At 68.1% G+C, this 19,350-nt stretch carries 19 protein-coding genes and 1 pseudogene; 7 read left to right on the top strand and 13 right to left on the bottom strand.

Annotated elements, in window-relative coordinates; translation table 11 throughout:
- Nucleotides 1-12: 12 nt before the first annotated feature.
- Nucleotides 13-249 (bottom strand): annotated as a pseudogene (locus tag GXN78_RS41275) (alcohol dehydrogenase catalytic domain-containing protein); the annotation flags it as partial.
- 15 nt (nt 250-264) lie between these two features.
- Complete coding sequence (locus GXN78_RS17055; protein ID WP_106557397.1) at nt 265-636, bottom strand: nuclear transport factor 2 family protein; 372 nt, start codon at nt 634-636, stop codon at nt 265-267.
- Between the two features lie 245 nt (nt 637-881).
- Between GXN78_RS17055 and GXN78_RS17060 the strand changes: the two genes are divergently transcribed.
- Nucleotides 882-1,310 (top strand): VOC family protein, encoded by a 429-nt coding sequence (locus GXN78_RS17060; protein ID WP_106557398.1) that lies wholly within the window; start codon nt 882-884, stop codon nt 1,308-1,310.
- Nucleotides 1,311-1,332: 22 nt separating this feature from the next.
- On the opposite strand, the gene GXN78_RS17065 is transcribed toward GXN78_RS17060, so the two are convergent.
- Together GXN78_RS17065 and GXN78_RS17070 are read right to left on the bottom strand one after the other, a co-directional pair.
- Nucleotides 1,333-1,788 (bottom strand): carboxymuconolactone decarboxylase family protein, encoded by a 456-nt coding sequence (locus GXN78_RS17065; RefSeq protein WP_106557399.1) that lies wholly within the window; start codon nt 1,786-1,788, stop codon nt 1,333-1,335.
- Nucleotides 1,789-1,802: 14 nt separating this feature from the next.
- On the bottom strand, nt 1,803-2,216 hold the full coding sequence (locus tag GXN78_RS17070; RefSeq protein WP_106557400.1) for a cupin domain-containing protein: 414 nt from the start codon (nt 2,214-2,216) through the stop codon (nt 1,803-1,805).
- Between the two features lie 106 nt (nt 2,217-2,322).
- On the opposite strand from GXN78_RS17070, the gene GXN78_RS17075 reads away from it, so the two are divergent.
- Entirely contained in the window at nt 2,323-3,720 is a 1,398-nt protein-coding gene (locus GXN78_RS17075; protein ID WP_308812413.1) for a PLP-dependent aminotransferase family protein, read from the top strand.
- Here GXN78_RS17075 and GXN78_RS17080 read toward each other — a convergent pair.
- Nucleotides 3,701-5,212 carry an NAD(P)-binding domain-containing protein gene (locus GXN78_RS17080; protein ID WP_106557401.1) on the bottom strand — a complete coding sequence of 504 codons (1,512 nt, stop codon included), beginning with the start codon at nt 5,210-5,212 and terminating at the stop codon, nt 3,701-3,703. The genes GXN78_RS17075 and GXN78_RS17080 overlap by 20 nt on opposite strands.
- A gap of 79 nt (nt 5,213-5,291) precedes the next feature.
- A complete protein-coding gene (locus GXN78_RS17085; RefSeq protein WP_106557402.1) occupies nt 5,292-5,612 on the bottom strand; it encodes a hypothetical protein in 321 nt (106 codons plus the stop codon).
- Nucleotides 5,613-5,891: 279 nt separating this feature from the next.
- Between GXN78_RS17085 and GXN78_RS17090 the strand changes: the two genes are divergently transcribed.
- A complete protein-coding gene (locus GXN78_RS17090; RefSeq protein WP_106557433.1) occupies nt 5,892-7,340 on the top strand; it encodes an ATPase domain-containing protein in 1,449 nt (482 codons plus the stop codon).
- Nucleotides 7,337-8,872, top strand: a complete 1,536-nt coding sequence (locus GXN78_RS17095) for an ATP-binding protein (RefSeq protein WP_239142745.1) — start codon at nt 7,337-7,339, stop codon at nt 8,870-8,872. Before GXN78_RS17090 ends, GXN78_RS17095 begins: the two co-directional genes overlap by 4 nt.
- Nucleotides 8,873-8,881: 9 nt before the next feature.
- Here GXN78_RS17095 and GXN78_RS17100 read toward each other — a convergent pair whose 3' ends face one another.
- The 6 genes from GXN78_RS17100 to GXN78_RS17125 are packed head-to-tail and all read right to left on the bottom strand — an operon-like array spanning nt 8,882 to nt 15,200.
- Nucleotides 8,882-9,940, bottom strand: a complete 1,059-nt coding sequence (locus tag GXN78_RS17100) for a malate/lactate/ureidoglycolate dehydrogenase (protein ID WP_106557404.1) — start codon at nt 9,938-9,940, stop codon at nt 8,882-8,884.
- A 14-nt stretch (nt 9,941-9,954) separates the two neighbouring features.
- Nucleotides 9,955-11,481 carry an altronate dehydratase family protein gene (locus GXN78_RS17105; RefSeq protein ID WP_106557405.1) on the bottom strand — a complete coding sequence of 509 codons (1,527 nt, stop codon included), beginning with the start codon at nt 11,479-11,481 and terminating at the stop codon, nt 9,955-9,957.
- 33 nt (nt 11,482-11,514) lie between these two features.
- Complete coding sequence (locus GXN78_RS17110) at nt 11,515-12,909, bottom strand: TRAP transporter large permease (RefSeq protein WP_106557406.1); 1,395 nt, start codon at nt 12,907-12,909, stop codon at nt 11,515-11,517.
- Between the two features lie 3 nt (nt 12,910-12,912).
- A complete protein-coding gene (locus GXN78_RS17115; RefSeq protein ID WP_106557407.1) occupies nt 12,913-13,470 on the bottom strand; it encodes a TRAP transporter small permease in 558 nt (185 codons plus the stop codon).
- Nucleotides 13,471-13,482: 12 nt separating this feature from the next.
- Nucleotides 13,483-14,469, bottom strand: coding sequence for a sialic acid TRAP transporter substrate-binding protein SiaP (locus GXN78_RS17120; RefSeq protein ID WP_106557408.1), 987 nt, complete (start codon nt 14,467-14,469; stop codon nt 13,483-13,485).
- On the bottom strand, nt 14,466-15,200 hold the full coding sequence (locus GXN78_RS17125) for a FadR/GntR family transcriptional regulator (protein WP_106557409.1): 735 nt from the start codon (nt 15,198-15,200) through the stop codon (nt 14,466-14,468). Before GXN78_RS17125 ends, GXN78_RS17120 begins: the two co-directional genes overlap by 4 nt.
- A gap of 128 nt (nt 15,201-15,328) precedes the next feature.
- Between GXN78_RS17125 and GXN78_RS17130 the strand changes: the two genes are divergently transcribed.
- From GXN78_RS17130 to GXN78_RS17140, 3 genes are read left to right on the top strand one after another with little or no spacing between them, the layout of a single operon-like run.
- Nucleotides 15,329-16,063: an SDR family oxidoreductase gene (locus GXN78_RS17130; protein ID WP_106557410.1), complete on the top strand. Its 735-nt coding sequence runs from the start codon at nt 15,329-15,331 to the stop codon at nt 16,061-16,063.
- Entirely contained in the window at nt 16,060-16,806 is a 747-nt protein-coding gene (locus GXN78_RS17135; protein WP_106557411.1) for an SDR family NAD(P)-dependent oxidoreductase, read from the top strand. Before GXN78_RS17130 ends, GXN78_RS17135 begins: the two co-directional genes overlap by 4 nt.
- 22 nt (nt 16,807-16,828) lie before the next feature.
- The gene (locus tag GXN78_RS17140) at nt 16,829-17,677 is read left to right on the top strand and encodes a fumarylacetoacetate hydrolase family protein (RefSeq protein ID WP_106557412.1); all 849 of its coding nucleotides are present in this window, start codon (nt 16,829-16,831) and stop codon (nt 17,675-17,677) included.
- Between the two features lie 43 nt (nt 17,678-17,720).
- Here GXN78_RS17140 and GXN78_RS17145 read toward each other — a convergent pair whose 3' ends face one another.
- Entirely contained in the window at nt 17,721-19,247 is a 1,527-nt protein-coding gene (locus tag GXN78_RS17145; protein ID WP_106557413.1) for a CoA-acylating methylmalonate-semialdehyde dehydrogenase, read from the bottom strand.
- Between the last annotated feature and the right edge of the window lie 103 nt (nt 19,248-19,350).

Genomic DNA, 19,350 nt, shown 5'->3' on the forward strand with positions numbered 1-19,350 from the left:
AGGCTTGAAGCGAGTGACGCCCGGGCCGACGGCCATCACGGTCCCGGAGAAGTCAGACCCCAGCGCGCGTGGGAAGGACTTTCCCGTGACCATCTTGAGATCGCCGTTGCGCACTTTCCAGTCGATGGGATTGATGGCTGCAAACTTGACCCTGACGGCCACCTCCCCCTCGCCAGGGGTTCCCAGGTCGAACTCTGTCAGGCGCATCGCCTCGGGGCCGCCATACCTGTCGTATTGAACTCGCTTCATCACCGGCCCGTTCGTTCAGTGAGGCTGAACCGTTTTCATGAAGGCAGCGAAGGGCGTGGCGTCGTAGATCACATCGGTCGATGCAAGTTTGCCGTCCTTGACCTTGACGAGCTCCGCCACGAGCGAGCGAGGCACCGGGTGCGTCTCGGCGAGGTAAACCACGACGGCCTGCTGGTCGTCGCCGTAGACGGCGAGGACGGTCAGGTTCGTGAGCATCTTGGTAAAGCCTTCCTGGAAGGCGCGGAAGCGCTCGAGACCGGTGGTCTGACCGATGGGCGAGGTGCAGACGACCTCCTCGGCCGAGATAGAGACGATGGTCTCGACGTCCTTGTTCGCGAGCGCTTTGGCGTAGATCTGAGCGATCTCAAATGCCTTGCTAGTGTTCATGGTGCTTTCCTTCAGTTGAGTTGGAAGCCCAATGTAGGTCGGCATAGTGACAGATTTTGTCACCATTCTTTCTTTGACGGCATCCTGGCGACGGGGGCGGTGCTCAGATCGCCTCCTGCGTGAGATGACCCATCAACAGAGCCAAGAATGCCTGAGTCGCTATGGCGGGGTCGACGTTGTCGAACCACGCTGACAGACGAAGTGCCCTTCATGCGAAAGGCTATCCAATCCAAAGGAGCATATGCATGGAAACACAGGAGTTGCACCGCGGCCGCTTGATCGATCACCTCCAGCTGGTCGTGAAGGACCTCGCCGCAAGTCGAGCCTTCTACGAGGCTGCCTTCGAAGTGTTGAAGATCCCGATGGCCGGCAGTGGCGAGGACTATTTCTGGGCCGATGAGCTCTTCGTTTCGACCGCCAGCAGCAAGGCCGCCAACGGCCAGCTGACCGGGCGCCACCACCTGGCTTTCCAGGCCCAGGACAAGGCGATGGTCGATGCGTTCTACAAGGCCGTGCTCGCGCATGGCGGCAGGGACAACGGCGCACCGGGCGAGCGGCCGTATCACCCGGGGTACTACGCGTGCTTCGTCCTGGACCCCGACGGCAACAACATCGAGGCCGTGTTCCACGGCGAGGCCCAGCGCAGCGCGCCCTCGGTCAAGGTCACGTTCTGATCCTGCGCATCGCGCGCGGGCCTCAGCCCTTGGCCGCCTGCGCAGGCTCCGGCCCGCGGCGGAAGCTGATCGCCAAGCGGTTGAAAGCGTTCATCAGGCCGATCGCCATGGTCAGGTCGGCGAGTTCCTTTTCGCTGAACACGGACGCGGCGGCCTCGAAAGCGTCGTCCGGCACGTGCGTGTCGGCCACGCGCGTCACCGATTCGGCCCACGCGAGCGCCGCGCGTTCCCGTTCGCTGAAGAGGTCGCCGGCTTCCTGCCACGCCTGCACCAGCGCGAGCTTCTGAACCGACACCCCCTTCTTCGAGAGGTCGCGGGTGTGCATGTCCAGGCAATACGCGCAGCCGTTGATCTGGCTGATGCGCAGGTACATGAGCTCGACGAGGACGTCCTCGAGGCCCGATTGGGTGATGTAGCCGTACACGCTGCCGAAGGCCTTGACGCCGCCCGGAGATGCTTTGGTGTAGTCCAGTCTCATGGTTTGCTCCTGTGTCATTCGTTGGTGGTGAGAGGGTGGTCGCCGCTGTCCACGACGAACACGGCGAGCAGCTTGGCGGGCTTCGTCTTGCTGGCGTTGCGGCTCACGGGGTGGCGCGAGCCCGGATCCTCGTGGAAGCTTTCCCCGGCCTTGTAGACGCGCTCGGGGCCGTCGTTGACCTTGCTGGCGATGCTGCCCGAGACCACGTAGGCATAGATGAACGCAGACTTCGAATGGACGTGCGGCAGCGAAGCACCGCCCGGCGGGTACAGCACTTCCAGCGCGATGAGCGACTTGCCGGGAATGTTGGTGATGGGCCGGTCGAAGTTCGGCTTCACCGTGTCGCCGGTGCCGTGCGCAGCCGCGGCTCCGGCAAAGGCCACGCCGGTGGCGAAGAGGAGGGGGAGAAGAAGGCGTTGGAGTTTCATGGGTCGGTTTCCTTGCTTGGGAGCCTCGATGGTGCGCTCCGGCCGGTTCAGAAAAAAGACCTGAAAACGCATGATCCGGATGTACCATGCCACGATGGACAGTGGCTTGAAGATCGTTCTGGACCGCACGGCCAACACCTCCCTGGCCGAGCAGATCAGCATCGGAATCTCCGGCGCGATCGCCAGCGGGGTGCTCGCACCGGGCGCCAGGCTGCCGTCGTGGCTCGACCTCGCTGCGCAACTGGGCGTTGCGCGCGGCACTGTCAAGACGGCGTACGAGCGGTTGGCCGATGCGCAGTTGATCGTCTCGTCACGGCCCGCCGGCACCCGCGTGGCGGGCCAGCCGGTCAAGCGCGCCGTGAAGGAGCAGCGGTCGATCGAGACCGATCTGCAATCCGACCTGTACCAGCATTTCGTGCCCGGGCCTGCGGTGTTCCAGATGGGCGTACCGGCCTCCGACTGCTTCCCCGTCGCGCTCTTCGGACGCATTCGCGCGCGTGCGGCGCGTGACGAGGTGGAAGCGCCCGCCTTCTATCACGACCCTCGCGGCGAGCACGAGTTGAGGCGCGAGATTGCGGCCCACCTGGCACTGTCGCGCGGTATCGAGTGCCGGCCCTCGCAGATCTTCATCACGGCAGGCTTTTCGGGCGCGCTGGGTGCCACCCTGCAGGCCCTCCGCGCCGAAGGGCGTGCTGCATGGGTCGAGAACCCCGGCTTTCTTCCGACCCGCAGAGCGCTCCAGATCTCGCGCCTTTCGACGGTGCCCATCCCCGTCGACGAAGAGGGCATCGACGTTGCCCATGGGGAGGCGCGCGCACCCGATGCAGCCCTGGCGCTGGTGACGCCGGGCCAGCAGGCACCCCTGGGTCCGACCTTGTCGCTCGCGCGCAGGCTTCGACTGCTCGATTGGGCAAGGCGCGCGCACGCCTGGATCATCGAAGACGACTACCTGGGCGAGCTGCAACTGAAGCGCCGCGCCGCGCCCGCCCTGGCAGCGCAGGACCGGTCCGGGCGCGTGATCCATATCGGATCGTTCAGCAAAACCATCAGCCCCACGCTGCGCCTCGGCTTCGTCGTGGCGCCTCTCTCGCTCGTCGCCCGCTTCGACGATGTCATGGCTTGCCTTGCGCCCGCTCCCGGTCCGGCCGTGCAGACGGCGACGACGGAATTCATGCGAGACGGGCACTACCTGCGGCATCTGCGACGGATGAAACGCGTCTATGCGGCACGGAGCAGCGCATTGCTCGCCAACCTGGAGGCCGAAGGCCTGCATGGCTACGCCGCCGGACTGGCCGTCGTGCTTCAGTTGCCGGACGGTGCCGACGACAAGGCGATCGCCCGCGAAGCGTATGCCTATGGCATGGCCCCGGCGCCGCTGTCGGTCTGGTACGGCGCGCCCGGTACGGCGCGTTCGGGGTTGCTTCTCGGTGTCGCAACCGCCATCGAAGCCCAGCAGGCGACGGCTTGCCGGCGCCTGGGTCAACTCATACAGCGGTTTTCGTGAGCGCCGGCTCCGCGACGCTGCCCAGTCGCCGCAGCTTCTCCAACTCGGAATCGCAGAACTGCGAGGACTGCACGCACCCGAAGGCCATCGCCTCGCCGGCGAAGCGGCTCGCCGCGTCCGGCAGCGCATCGCGCCCTTGCAGGCGAAACGAAACAGGCGCAAGCGGCCCGAACAGCAGCGCACGCTGAAGCTCAGGCCAGCGCTCCAGCTCCGGCTCCACGCCCGCGGCGCGCGCGAACAGCAACGCCACCAGGTTCATCTTCGTCTTCTGCGGCTCGCCGCGGCGGGCGCGACATTCGGCAATGCCGAGCTGCATCTCATCAGGCGTCGGCGATGCCACGGCGCCGCCCCACACATAAGCGAGCCACCGCGCCTGCAATTCGACCGGCGGAAACATTGGCCCGGACTGATCCCACATGCCGACGAAGGCAAGCCCCGGCAGCTCCGGATGGAAGGTGTGCTTGTAGAGCTCGATGTGCTGCGCATCCAGGTTGAGCGTGCGGCGGATCGCTTCGCTCAAAAAAGGCAGGCTCATCTCGAAGCCCGTGCCGAAGAGAATGCCGTCGAAGGGCTCTGCCCGTCCGTCGCTGAAGCTGACCTGCGTGCCGTCGACCCGGTCGAACCACGGGCGCACCTCGATGCGGCCCTCGGCGACCAGGGGCAGGTAGTGCTGGCTCAGCGTCAGGCCCGCCTCGAAGATGCTGTCGGCGGGCTTGGGTGCGCCGTACTGTTCGGGACTGCCTACCGCGCCCACCACCAGCTCCTTCAACAATGCGCCGAACTCGCTGCGCGGCAGCGACTCCTCGGCCAGCGCCTGGTAGCGCGAGAACACGCGATGGTCCGACGGGACGCCGGCCATCAGCTTCGGAAGCACGTAGCGCTGCCGCCGCTGGCACACCACGACGCGCGCCGCACCGAGCATGCAGAGGTCGCTGGCAATCTCCAGCGCGCTGATGGCGCAGCCCGCCACGAGCACGCGCTTGCCGCGGTACCGCTCCGGGTCCTTGTACGCGAAGGTATGCGCCACGCCGGCGCTGCCCGAGAACGACGCCAGGCCCGGCACCTCGGGGATGCACGCATGCTGGAAGCGTCCGCTCGCGACCACGACTTTCTCGAACACTTCCTCTTGCGCATCGTGCCGCACGGCCCATCCGCCGGGCACGGCCCGGATTTCGCGCACGGCCGTCCGCAGACGCGTCTGCGCCGTCAGGTCGAATTGGGCCGCATAGCGCAACAGGTAGTCGCCGATCTCGCGATTGGAAGGGTAGGTGGCCAGCCCCGGCGCGTGCGGCAGGTCGCTGAATTGCGTGAGCACGCGGCTCGTGTTCGTGCGCATGGACGGCCATACGCCGCTGCAGCTGGCGTTGCCGCTCCACTGGCCGCCCGGCGTTGCCGCCTGCTCGAAGAGCACGGGCGCGAAGCCTTCCGATTGCAGGTAGCGCGCGGCGACCAGCCCGCCCGGCCCGGACCCGATGACGGCGACACGTCGCATCGTTTTTCCTCCATGACTCATTCTCGACGCGAGTGTCCGTCCAAAACGCCGGCCCTTGCAATGGCCCGCCGCGCGGGCCTCAGTGCAGCGAGGCGCCGCGGTACTCCGCCAGCTCGGTGCGCTGGAACGCGCCCAGGGGCACCCGCCTGTCCTCCAGCCCGGGAAAGCGCCCGACGATCTCGCCGCGCTCGCGCGCCCAGCAGCCTTTTAGGGTCTCGACGCCCCACCAGGTCAGGTAGGCCACGCGGGCGAGGCCCTCGCAGTTGCCCTGGGCATCGGTGAGGCTCATCACGTCGAACTCGTTGCCTTCGGTGGTGTAGAGGATGCCGGGCTGCGTGTTGCAGGCGGCGAGCAGCGCGCAGCTCAGGGCCAGCGCGGGTACGGAAAGAGGTGACTTCATGACATTGCTCCCTTGACGGCCGAACCCATGACCGCCTGGGCCGATTGGGCGCGCCGGCGGCCCGTGCGTCATCCCCCAGCCGGACGATAAAAGCCCGGTGAACACGGGCCCGGGCGGTCCGAAGAGGGGATGACTCCCTACAGCGCGGCCGCTTTACAGGCCTTACATTCAGCGACTCCTTAACTCTTTCGTAGAACGTTTTCGGGGGCTGGAAAAATGAAGGCAAGGATCCCGCCCACGGGCGGTGGCAACAAGGCGCAGGAGCCCGTGCTGTTGAAGATGGGCGTCCCCGGGCTCGACGATGTCCTGGGCGGCGGCCTCACGGCCCACCGGCTCTATCTTCTGGAGGGCGCGCCCGGCGCGGGCAAGACCACGGTGGCGATCCAGTTCCTGCGCGAGGGCGTGGTGCACGGCGAGCCGGTGCTGTACGTCACCCTTTCCGAAACGGCGCACGAACTGCAGGGCGTGGCCGAGTCCCACGGCTGGGACCTGAAGGGCATCGAGGTGCGCGAGATGCTGCCCGCGCAGGACGCGCTGGAGCCGGACGACCAGTACACGATGTTCCACCCCTCCGAGATCGAGCTCGGCGAGAAGACGCTCCGGATCCTGGCCGACGTCGACAAGATCAAGCCCACCCGGGTGGTGTTCGACTCGCTGTCCGAGTTGCGCCTGCTGGCGGGCGGGTCGCTGCGCTACCGCCGGCAGATCCTCGCGCTCAAGCAGTTCTTCACCGGCCGGCAGTGCACGGTGCTGCTGCTCGACGACCTGACGGCCGCCGACCAGGACCTGCAGGTGCAGAGCATCGCGCATGCGGTGATCCGGCTGGAGCAGCTCAACCCCGACTACGGCGCGTCGCGCCGCCGGCTGGTGGTCACCAAGTACCGCGGCAAGGAGTTCCGCGGCGGCTACCACGACTACAAGATCGCGCGCGGCGGGTTGCATGTGTTCCCTCGGCTGGTGGCCTCGGAACACACGCCGCCGATGACGCAGACGCGAATCCCCAGCGGCCTGGTGGCGCTCGACGACCTGCTGGGCGGCGGCATCGAGAAGGGCACCAGCACGCTGTTCGTGGGCGCGCCCGGCACGGGCAAGTCGAGCGTGGCGGTGCAGTTCGCGATCACCGCGGCGAAGCGTGGCGAATGCGCGGCGCTCTTCATCTTCGACGAGAGCATCAACACCCTGCGCACGCGCTGCGAGGGCCTGGGCATGGACCTGGGGCCGTACATCGACTCCGGACACATCCGCGTGCGCCAGGTCGACCCGGCGGAGCTGTCGCCCGGCGAGTTCGTCCACGAGATCCGCGAGGCGGTCGAGCAGCACGAGGCGACGATGGTGGTGATCGACAGCCTCAACGGCTACCTCAACGCCATGCCCGACGAGCGCTTCCTGATCGTCCAGCTCCACGAACTGCTGACCTACCTCGGGCAGAACGGCGTGGCCACCATGCTGGTGGGCGCTCAGCACGGCCTCATCGGCATGCAGATGCAGACGCCGGTCGATGCGAGCTACCTGGCCGACTCGGTGGTGCTGCTGCGCTACTTCGAGGACGGGGGCGAGGTGAGGCAGGCGATCTCGGTGCTCAAGAAGCGCGGCGGCGCGCACGAGCGGACCATCCGCTCCTTCTCGCTGAATGCGCAGGGCATCCATGTCGGGGCGCCGCTGCGCAACTTCCGGGGCATCCTGACGGGCGTGCCCGTCCCGATCGACGGGGTTCGGTCGCCATCGTGAGCGCGCTGCCGCCCGATCTCGAAGAGCGCATCCTCCTGCGGACGGCGACCTCGAGGGACGCCGGGATGGCGAGCACCGTGCTGGAGCGCGCGCATTTCGTCTCGCAGGTGTGCGACGACATGGGCTCGCTGGTGGATGAGCTGCTGCGCGGCGCCGGCGCCATCATGCTGGCCGAAGAGGTGCTCGCCGGCCCGGCGCTGGCCGTGCTCACCGGCGCGCTGGCCGCGCAGCCGCCCTGGTCCGACGTGCCGGTGCTGGTGCTGGCGCGCCAGGGGGCGGATTCGCGCGCCATCGCCAGCGCCATGGACGAGTTCGCCAACGTCACGGTGATCGAGCGGCCGATGCGCGTGGCCTCGCTGGTGAGCGCGGTGCGCACCGCCCTGCGCTCGCGCCGCCGGCAGTACGAGCTGCGCAACCTGCTGGAAGGGCTGCGCGACGCCGACCAGCGCAAGACCGAGTTCCTCGCCACGCTGGCCCACGAGCTGCGCAATCCGCTGGCGCCGCTGGGCACCGCCTTGTCGCTGCTGCAGCGCAAGAAGCCCGGGCCGGAAGAGGCCGGAAAGTACTACGAGCTCATGAACCGCCAGGTCGAGCACATGGTGCGCCTGGTGAACGACCTGATGGAGGTCTCGCGCATCACGCGCGGCAAGATCGAGCTGCACCTGGGCCCGGTGCTGCTCGACGCGGTGATCGACGACGCGGTCGAGCTGAGCCGGCCGCTGTTCGAGCGCGCCGGGCATTCGCTCACGGTCGACGTCGCGGGCGATCCGCTGGTGGTGCGCGGCGATGCGGTGCGCCTCACGCAGGTGTTCTCGAACCTGATGAACAACGCGGCCAAGTACACGCCCGCGGGCGGCCGGGTGACGGTGACTGCGCGTCAGGAGGGGCGGCAGGCCGTCGTGTCGGTGAGCGACACCGGCACCGGCCTGGCGCCGGAGATGCTGAAGTCGATCTTCGAGATGTTCGTGCAGGTGAGCGGCACGGCACGCGAGGCGCAGGGCGGGCTGGGCATCGGCCTGACGCTGGTGAAGAGCCTGGTGGAGCTGCAGGGCGGCAGCGTCGAGGCCGCGAGCGAAGGCCTGGGCCGCGGCGCCACCTTCACCGTGCGCCTGCCCCTGGCCAAGAGCGCGGCCGCGCCCGGCCGGCGCACGCGCATGTCGCAGGACGGGTGGGCGCCTTCCCTCGAGGGCACGATCCTGGTCGTCGACGACAACCGCGATGCGGCCGACACCCTCGCCGAGCTGCTGGCGTCGATGGGCGCGACCGCGCTGGTGGCCTACGGCGGCGAAGAGGCGCTGCAGCTGGCGCGGGAGCACGACATCGACATCGCCGTGCTCGACATCGGCATGCCGGGCATGGACGGCTGCGAGCTCGCGCGCCACCTGCGCGCCGGGCCCCGGGGCGCGGAGCTGAAGCTGATTGCGCTGACGGGCTGGGGGCAGCAGGGCTACCGCGACCGCATCGCGGCGGCGGGCTTCGACCACCACCTGATCAAGCCGCTGAACCTGGGCGAGTTCATGGCGGTGCTGTAGGCGATCGGATCAGCCGATCGCCACGCCCACCTTCGCCCCCGCCGCCACGATCTCGCTCCAGGTCGCGTCGTCGATCCAGATGCCTTCGCGCTCGCGCGCTGCGCGGGCCTTGCGCTCGGGCTCGCCGGCGATCTGCACGCCGTCGAAGCCCTGGCCCGGCGGGCTTTGCCGCAGCCAGTCGACGAAGGCGCGCGCCTCCTGCTCGAAGCTGGCCTGCGTGCCCAGCTTGCCCGGGTCGATCACGATGGCCAGCATGCCGTTGAGCACCGTGCGCGCCGTGTCGGCCTGGCGGTGCCAGGTGCCGCCGCCGGTGAGCGCGCCACCCAGCAGCTCGCAGGCCACGGCCATGCCGTAGCCCTTGTGCTCGCCGAAGGTCATCAGCGCGCCGAAGAGGCCGTTGCCCTGCGGCACCACGACCACGCCGGGGTCGTCGGTGGGCGCGCCGTGCTCGTCGATCAGGTAGCCGGGCGGCACGCGCTCGCCCTTGTTGTGGGCGACGCGCATCTTGCCTTGGGCGACGCGGCTGGTGGCGTAGTCGAGGATGAAGGGCTCGGCACCCTTCAGCGGAATGCCGATGCAGCACGGGTTGGTGCCGAAGCGCCCGTCGCCGCCGCCCCAGGGCGCGACCACCGGGCGCGAGAGCACGTTGACGAAGTGCATGGAGACCAGGCCCTGCGCCGTCGCCATTTCGGCGAAGTGCCCGATGCGGCCCAGGTGGTGGGCGTTGGCCAGCGACAGGACGCAGCTGCCGTGCTGCTTCGCGCGCTCGATCGCCATTTGCATGGCCTGCACGCCGACGATCTGGCCGTAGCCGCGCTGGCCGTCGAGGGAGAGCATGGGGCCGGTGTCGAGCTTGACCTTGACGCCGGCGTTGGGCTTCAGGCCGCCCTCGGCCGCGGCGTCGACGTAGCGCGGGACCATGCCGACGCCGTGGGAGTCATGGCCGCTGAGGTTGGCGAGCACGAGGTTGGCGGCGACCTGCTCGGCTTCGGCCGGGGTGCTGCCGGTGCCGGCGATGATGGAGGTGATCTGGGTGCGAAGCGTCGCGGCTTGGAGGGTCTGAGGCATTTGAAGAAGCTCCGTCACATCACCGCACCGACCTGCCAAGGCACGAACTCGTTCTGCCCATACCCATGCTTCTCGCTCTTGCTCGCCTCCCCCGACGCGGTCGCCAGTACCAGCTCGAAGATGCGCTGCCCCATCTCCTGGATCGACACGCTGCCTTCGACGATCTCGCCGCAGTTGATGTCCATGTCTTCTTCCTGCCGCTGCCACAACGCCGAGTTGGTCGCGAGCTTGAGCGAGGGGGAGGGCGCGCAGCCGTAGGCCGAGCCGCGGCCGGTGGTGAAGCAGATCATGTTGGCGCCGCCCGCCACCTGGCCGGTGGCGCTCACCGGGTCATAGCCCGGCGTGTCCATGTAGACGAAGCCGTGCGCCTTGACCGGCTCGGCGTACTCGTACACGGCTTCGAGGTTGCTGGTGCCGCCCTTGGCCACCGCGCCCAGGCTCTTCTCGAGGATGGTGGTGAGCCCGCCCGCCTTGTTGCCGGGCGAGGGGTTGTTGTTCATCTCGCCTTCGTTGATGGCGGTGTAGTGCTCCCACCAGCGAATGCGCTCGACCAGCTTCTCGCCCACCTCGCGCTTGACGGCGCGGCGCGTAAGCAGATGCTCGGCGCCGTAGATCTCGGGCGTCTCCGAGAGGATGGCGGTGCCGCCGTGCGCCACCAGCAGGTCCACCGCCGCGCCCAGCGCCGGGTTGGCGCTGATGCCCGAGTAGCCGTCGGAGCCGCCGCACTGCAGGCCGATAGTGATGTGCGCGGCGCTGCAGGGCTCGCGCTTCACGGCGTTGGCGCGCGGCAGCATCTCGTTGATGAGCGCAACGCCTTTCTCCACCGTCTTGCGCGTGCCGCCCGTGTCCTGGATGTTGAAGACGCGCAGGTTCTCGCCCTCGCGCAGGTTGCCGGTGGCGAGCCAGGCGTTGATCTGGTTGGCCTCGCAGCCCAGGCCCACCACCAGCACAGCCGCGAAGTTGGGGTGCGTGGCATAGCCGGTGAGCGTGCGTTCCAGCAGCTGCATGCCCATGCCCTGGGTGTCCATGCCGCAGCCGGTGCCGTGCGTGAGCGCGACCACGCCGTCGACCATGGGGTAGGGCGCGAGCGCCTGCGGATTGGTCTGGCGCGAGAAGTGATCGGCGATGGCGCGCGCCGCGGTGGCCGAGCAGTTCACGCTGGTCAGCACGCCGATGTAGTTGCGCGTGGCCACCCGGCCGTCGGCGCGCTGGATGCCCATGAAGGTGGCCTCGCGCCGCGGCGGAGGCGCCTTGACGTCGGCCCCGAAGGCGTAGTCGCGATCGAAGTGGCCCTTGTCCGGGCCCATGTCGAGGTTGTGCGTGTGCACGTGCTCGCCGGGCGCGATGGGACGGCTCGCGAAGCCGATGATCTGGTTGTAGCGGCGCACCGGCTCGCCCTGGGCGATGGCGCGCACCGCCACCTTGTGGCCGGGCGGGATCAGACCGCGGGTGGTCACGCCTTCGATGGACGTGCCGCCGACCAGCTGGCCGCGGGCGATCACGACGTCGTCGGCGGGGTGGAGGCGAATGAAGGGGTTCATCGTGGGGTCCTGCGTCGGGAATTCAGAAGATTTTCAGAAGAACATTTTCGGCAGCCAGAGTACCAACTTGGGCATGTAGGTGATGATGGCCAGGCTGAGCAGCAGCGGCACCAGCCACGGCAGGATCGCCATCGTGGTGCGCTCGAAGCTCAGGCCCGCCACCCGCGCCAGCACGAAGAGCACCATGCCCATGGGCGGATGCAGCAGGCCGATCATCAGGTTGAGCACCATCACCAGGCCGAAGTGGATCGGGTCCACGCCCAGCTGCGTCGCGATGGGCAGCAGGATGGGCACGAGGATGGTGATGGCCGCGGTCGGCTCCAGGAAGCAGCCGACGAAGAGCATCAGCAGGTTGGCCAGCAGCAGGAAGACCCAGGCCTCCTTGGTGAAGCCCAGCACCCAGTTCGCGATGTCGGTGGTGACGCCGGTGGCCGTCAGCATCCAGCCGAAGATGGAGGCGGCGGCGACGATGAAGAGCACGGTGGAGGTGGTCTCGATGGTGTCGAGGCAGACCTTGACGAACATCTTCCACGAGAGCGTGCGGTACCACGCGAAGCCGAGGATCATGGCCCACACGCAGGCCGCGATGGCACCCTCGGTGGGCGTGAAGAGCCCGGTGCTCATGCCGCCGATCAGCAGCACCGGTGTCATGATGGGCAGCAGCGCCTCGAAGGCGAAGATCCGGTCGAGCACGAAGAGCAGGCCCAGGCCGACGAAGACCGTGATCTGCGCCGGCGCGCCCAGGCGGGTCACCGCCGCCCACAGCAGCAGCGGCCAGCCGATCACCACCGCCAGCTCGCACAGCGCCTTGAAGAGCCGCGTGCTGGAGAACTTGACGTCGCCGCCCCACTTGTTGCGGTGGGCGTACCAGCCGACGGTGAACATCATCAAGAGCGCCATCATCGCGCCCGGCAGGATGCCCGCGAGGAAGAGGGCGCCCACCGAGACGTTGGCCATCATCCCGTAGATCACGAAGGGCAGGCTCGGCGGGATGATCGGCCCCAGCGTGGCCGAGGCGGCCGTCACGCCCACCGCGAACTCGGTCGCGTAGCCGTGCTCCTTCATCGCCTTGATCTCGATGGTGCCGAGGCCGGCCGCGTCCGCGATGGCGGTGCCGCTCATGCCCGCGAAGATCACCGAGCCCAGCACATTCACATGCCCCAGGCCGCCCTTGAGCCAGCCCACCAGCGCGAGCGCGAAGTTGTAGATGCGGGTGGTGATGCCGGCGTTGTTCATCAGGTTGCCGGCCAGGATGAAGAAGGGCACAGCCAACAACGGGAAGCTGTCGATGCCGCTGACCATGCGGTGGATGACGACGAAGGGCGGCAGGCTCCCCGACGTGAGGATGTAGACCAGCGAGGCGCCGGCCATGGCGATGGCGACGGGGATGCCGCCGGCCATGAAGATCAGGAAGAAGATCTTGAGCATGGGTCAGCGGTCTTCCAGTGTCGATTCGGGCCGCTCCAGCACGCTGTAGCCGCGGCGCCAGTGCACCCGCGCCACCTGCAGCGAGCGCCAGGCCATGGCCGCGAAGCCGAGCAGGCACAGGCCGTAGACCAGGTTCATCGGCAGGTCGACGATGGTCATGCGGGTCTGGTTGCCGATCTTCATCATCATCTGCACGGTCATGACCACCGCCGCGGCAAAGAAGCCGATGCGCAGCACGTCGACCGCGCGCGAGAGCCAGCGGCCGACCGCGCCGGGCAGGTAGCGGTAGAAGAAGTCGACCTGGATCTGGTTGTTCTTCGACACGCCGATGGCCGCGCCGATGAAGACCACGCCGACGAGCATGTAGCGCGCGATCTCCTCGGTCCAGGCGGCCGAGTCGTTCATGACGTAGCGGGTGACGAACTGGTAGAAGACCGTGAGGCCGAGCAGCCAGAAGAGCGCGAGCGCGGCCCAGCCCTCGGCGATGGTGCCGGAGAGGTCGACCACTTCGTCCTGGGCGTGGAAGTGGCCTTCGTCGTCGATGATTTTCTGATCGGTCATGGGGAGCCGGACTCACTTGATCGCAGTGATGCGGTCGTAGTCCTGCTGCCTGTACCCATGATCCGTCGGCTTGGTGCTCTTCAACACCGCCTCCCGGAACGCCCCCTTGTCCACCGTCATCACGTTGTTCCCCTTCTTCTTGAACTCCTCCACCAGCCGCGCCTCCGAGGCGATGATCTCGCGCCCGGTCTTCTCCGCCGCCTCCTGCATCACCTCGGTGAAGATCTTCTTCTCGTCCGCCGAGAGCTTGCCCCACAGCTGCCCCGAGACGATGGTCAGCAGCGAATCGACGATGTGCCCGGTCAGCGAGATGTTCTTCTGCACTTCGAAGAACTTCTTGGCCTCGATGGTCGGCAGCGGGTTCTCCTGCGCATCCACGGTGCCGTTCTGCAGCGCCAGGTACACCTCGGCGAAGGCGATCGGCGTCGGGTTGGCGCCCAGCGCCTTGGGGAAGGCCAGGTAGGCCGGCGCATCGGGCACGCGGATCTTCAGGCCCTTCATGTCCTCGGGCTTGGCCACCGGCCGGGCCGCGCTCGAGGTGACGTGGCGCGCGCCGTAGTAGGTCAGCGCCGTGATGTGGTTGCCGCTCTTGTCGTCGTAGCCCTTGGCCAGTTCCTTGAACACGTCGCTTGTGGCGTATTTCAGCTGGTGCTCCGCGTCGCGGAAGATGAAGGGAAAGTACGACACCGCCAGCGGCGCGTAGGTGCGCCCCGCGAAGCTCGCGCCCGAGAGGATGATGTCCACGGTGCCCAGCGTCAGGCCCTGGTTGATGTCGGCCTCCTTGCCCAGGCTGGAGGCCGGGAAGACCTGCACCTCGTACTTGCCGTTGGTGCGCTTCTTGATCTCTTCCCCCGCCCACACCGAGTACTTGTGGAAGGGCTCCGAGGTCTCGTACACGTGCGCCCACTTGAGCTTGGTCTGGGCCTGCGCGATGCCGAGGGCGCCCGCGGCGAGAACGCAGGCGGCGATCGTCTTCAGTGCGAAACGCTTGGTATTCATCGTTTTGTCTCCGTCGGTGGTTGAAAGAAGAGGTTGGCCCGGCGCCAGCTGGCGCTGAAGCGCTGGTGCGACTTGTCCATGTGCGCATGCATCGCGTTGCGCGCGCCCTCGGCGTCGTGCGCGGCGATGGCGTCGCGGATCGCCTCGTGCTCGGCGATGGCCGAACGCCAGGACTTCACGCTCTCGAAATAGCCGCCCAGGCGCGTGAAGATCGGGCCGCGGCGCGAGTCCCAGAAGCCCTGCACCGTCTCCGACAGCACCACGTTGCCGCAGCACTCGACGATCGCCAGGTGGAAGGCGCGGTCGCCGTCCAGCGGCATCACGTTGCGCTCGGCCAGCTCGCGCATGAGCGCGATGGCGCGCGTCATCGCCTCGATGTCCTTGCGCTTAGCCGTGACGGCCGCGATGGCCGCGGTCTCGCCCTCGACCACGCGGCGCGCGCGGATCAGCTCCAGCGGGCCCCACTCGGTGCTGGCCACCGGCGCGGCGGCGTGCTGCGCCCGGCCCCGCACATAGACGCCGGAGCCGGTGCGCACCTCGACCCAGCCCTCGACCTCGAGCGCGATGAGCGCCTCGCGCACCGAGGGCCGGCTCACGCCCAGCTGCTTGGCCAGGTCGCGCTCGGCCGGCAGGCGCGCGCCCACCGCGAACTCGCCCTTCGCGATCAGCGCGCTGAGCTGGTCGGCGATCTGGCGGTAGAGGCGTCTCGGTTCGAGGGTCTGGAGCGGCACTTAGGGGTTGTCCTGGATTGGCCAAGTGGTCAGGCCAATTCAGAATACGAGGCGCTACGCGAGGCAGCCATCGGGCCTAACCCTGAACGCCGCATCGCGGCTCCATCCATCAGCGAGAAGGACATCCCATGAGACTCAAGGGCAAGACCGCGCTCGTCACCGCGGCCGGGCAGGGCATCGGCCATGCCAGCGCGCTCGCACTCGCCGCCGAGGGCGCGCAGGTCTGGGCGACCGACATCAACGACAAGCTCCTGGAGCGCTTCGCGGGCGTGGCCAACATCACGGCCGCCAGGCTCGACGTGCTCGACAAGGCGGCGATCGACGCCTTCACGAAGACGCTGCCTGCGCTCGACATCCTCTTCAACTGCGCGGGCGTGGTGCACAACGGCGCCGCGCTGCAGGCCAGCGACGACGACCTGGACTTCGCCTTCCGCCTCAACGTGCGCGCCCAGTTCTGGATGATCCAGGCGGTGCTGCCGGGCATGCTGGCGGCCGGCCGCGGCAGCATCATCAACATGGCCAGCGTGTGCTCCAGCATCAAGGGCCTGCCCAACCGCTGCGTCTACGGCACCACCAAGGCGGCGGTGCTGGGGCTGACCAAGAGCGTCGCGGCCGACTACGTGGGCCAGGGCATCCGCTGCAATGCGGTGTGCCCGGGCACGGTCGATACACCTTCGCTGGCCGATCGGATCAACGCCAACGCCGACCCGGTCGAGGCGCGCAAGGCCTTCATCGCGCGCCAGCCCATGGGGCGCCTCGCGCAGGCCGAGGAGATCGCGCCGCTGGTGCTCTTCCTCGCGAGCGACGAGTCGCAGTTCGTCACCGGCCAGGCCTACGCGGCCGACGGCGGCTTCACCATATGAACCAGCTCGACTTCCGGGAGCGGCATGCGGTCGTGACCGGCGGCGCGACCGGGCTGGGCCGCGGCATCGCCCAGCGGCTGATCGAATCGGGCGGCAGCGTCACGCTGTGGGACCGCGATGCCGGCGCGGCCGAGAAGGCGGCCTGGGCGCTGGGGCCCCGGGCCTCGGCGCTGAGGGTCGACGTGGCGCAGCAGTCTTCGGTGGCCGAGGCGGTGGCAGCCACGCTGGCGCAGGCCGGGCGCATCGATGCGCTGGTCAACAGCGCAGGCATCACCGGGCCCAACGTCAAGCTGTGGGACTACCCGGCCGATGCCTGGCGCGAGGTGATGGACGTCAACCTCAACGGGCTCTTCCTCTGCTGCCGCGAGGTGGTGCCGCAGATGCGCAGGCAGGGCTATGGGCGCATCGTCAACATCGCCTCGGTCGCCGGCAAGGAGGGCAACCCCAATGCCAGCGCCTACAGCGCGAGCAAGGCGGCGGTGATCGCGCTGACCAAGTCGCTGGGCAAGGAACTGGCCGACACCGGCGTGCGCGTCAACTGCGTGACGCCGGCGGCGGTGAAGACGGCGATCTTCGACCAGATGACGCCGGAGCACATCGCCTTCATGCTCTCGAAGATCCCGATGGGCCGCTTCGGCACGGTGGAGGAGGTCGCCGCCCTGGTAGGCTGGCTTTGCACCGAAGATTGCTCTTTTTCCACGGGCGCCGTGTTCGACCTCTCGGGCGGCCGCTCCACCTACTAGTCTTGCAAGAAGAAAGGACCTCATGAAACTCGTTCGCTACGGCAACCCCGGCAAGGAGAAGCCCGGCCTCATCGACGACAACGGCCAGCTGCGCGACCTGAGCGCGGTCGTCAAGGACATCGGCCCCGAGCAGCTCGGCGACGCCGCGCTCGCCAAGCTGCGCAAGCAGAAGCTCGAGAAGCTGCCGCTGGTCAGGGGCAAGCCGCGCTTCGGCTGCCCGGTCGCGGGCGTGGGCAAGTTCATCGCCATCGGCCTCAACTACGCCGACCACGCGGCCGAGTCGGGCTTGCCGATCCCGGCCGAGCCGGTGGTCTTCACGAAGGCCATCAGCTGCATCCAGGGCCCGAACGATCCGGTCATGCTGCCCAAGGGCTCGGTTAAGAGCGACTGGGAAGTGGAGCTGGGCGTGGTGATCGGCGCGACCGCGCGCTACGTCTCGCAGAAGAGCGCGCTCGACTTCGTGGCCGGCTACTGCGTGATCAACGACGTGAGCGAGCGCGAATACCAGATCGAGCGCGGCGGCACCTGGGACAAGGGCAAGGGCTGCGACACCTTCGGCCCCATCGGCCCCTGGCTGGTGACGCGCGACGAGGTGGCCAACCCCCAGAAGCTGTCGATGTGGCTCGACCTCAACGGCAAGCGCATGCAGACCGGCAGCACCAAGACCATGATCTTCAACGTGGCCAAGATCGTGAGCTACGTGAGCCAGTTCATGACCCTGATGCCCGGCGACGTGATCACCACCGGCACCCCGCCCGGCGTGGGGCTGGGCATGAAGCCGCCGCTCTACCTCAAGAAGGGCGACGTGATGACGCTGGGCATCGAAGGCCTGGGCGAACAGCGCCAGGAAGTGGTCGCCTTCAAGGCCTGAAGGCGGGTCCCCGCAGGAACGGCGGCCCGGCGGCCGCCGTTTCTTATTTGGCAGTCGGCATCACGAACTCAGCCCCCATGGGCGTGCTCTCCGGCCAGCGCTGCATGATCGACTTCTGCCGCGTGTAGAAGCGCACCCCTTCCTCGCCGTAGGCGTTCATGTCGCCGAAGAGCGAACGCTTCCAGCCGCCGAAGCCGTGCCAGGCCATGGGCACCGGGATCGGCACGTTGATGCCCACCATGCCCACCTCGATGCGCCGCGAGAACTCGCGCGCCACGTTGCCGTCGCGGGTGAAGCAGGCCACGCCGTTGCCGAACTCGTGGGCGTTGATGAGGTCGACAGCCTCCTTCAGGTCGGGCACGCGCACGCAGGAGAGCACCGGACCGAAGATCTCTTCCTTGTAGATGCGCATCTCGGGCGTGACGTGGTCGAACAGCGTGCCGCCCATCCAGAAGCCGTTGTCGCATCCGTCGCCGACTTGCGCCGTGTCGAACTGCCGGCCGTCGAAGACCAGCTTCGCGCCTTCCTTCTCGCCCTGCGCGATGTAGCCGGTGATGCGCTCGTGCGCCGCGCGGGTGACGATCGGGCCCATCTCGGCCTCGAGGTTCGTGCCGTTGCGCACCTTCAGCGTGCGGGCGCGCTCGGCCAGCATCGGCACCAGCTTGTCGGCCACGTCGCCCACCAGCACCGCCACGCTGATCGCCATGCAGCGCTCGCCGGCCGAGCCGTAGCCGGCGCCGATCAGCGCGTCGACCGCCTGCTCCAGGTCGGCATCGGGCATGACCACCATGTGGTTCTTGGCGCCGCCCAGCGCCTGCACCCGCTTGCCGTGGTGCGCGCCGGTCTCGTAGATGTAGTTGGCGATCGGGGTGGAGCCGACGAAGCTGATGGCCTTGACGTCCGGGTGCTCCAGGAGCGCGTCGACCGCCTCCTTGTCGCCCTGGACCACGTTGAACACGCCGTCGGGCAGGCCCGCTTCCTTCAGCAGCTCGGCGATGCGCAGCGAGGGGCTGGGGTCGATCGGGCTGGGCTTGAGGATGAAGGTGTTGCCCGCCGCGATCGCGACCGGGAACATCCACATCGGCACCATCACCGGGAAGTTGAAGGGCGTGATGCCCGCCACCACGCCCAGCGGCTGGCGCAGCGTCCAGTTGTCGATGCCGGTGGAGACCTGGTCGGTGTAGTCGCCCTTGAGCAGTTGCGGGATGCCGCAGGCGAACTCGACGATGTCGATGCCGCGCGTGACCTCGCCCTGCGCGTCGGTGAAGACCTTGCCGTGCTCGGCGGTGATCAGCTGCGCCAGCTCGTCGCGGTGCTTGTTGAGCAGCTCCAGGAACTTGAACATCACCCGCGCGCGGCGGATCGGCGGCGTGTCGGCCCAGGCCGGGAAGGCGGCGCGGGCGGCGGCGACGGCCGCATCCACGTCGGCGCGGCCGGCCAGCGCGACGCGGCCGGTGACGGCACCCGTGGCGGGGTTGAAGACGTCCTGCGCGCGCTCGGAGGCGCCGCCGGCGCGCTGGCCGCCGATGAAGTGCGCGAGGGGGGTGGGGGCGGAGGGCTGCTTGGTCATGGCGAGGTCCTGTTGCGGGTGCTGGAAGTTCCGCGAGTCTAGGAAGGGCCACGCCTTCTGCCAAGGCGCCAGGGTTGAACTGATTGTTCGCTATCGTGAACAA

This window comes from Variovorax sp. WS11 (assembly GCF_010499245.1).
Classification (GTDB): domain Bacteria; phylum Pseudomonadota; class Gammaproteobacteria; order Burkholderiales; family Burkholderiaceae_C; genus Variovorax.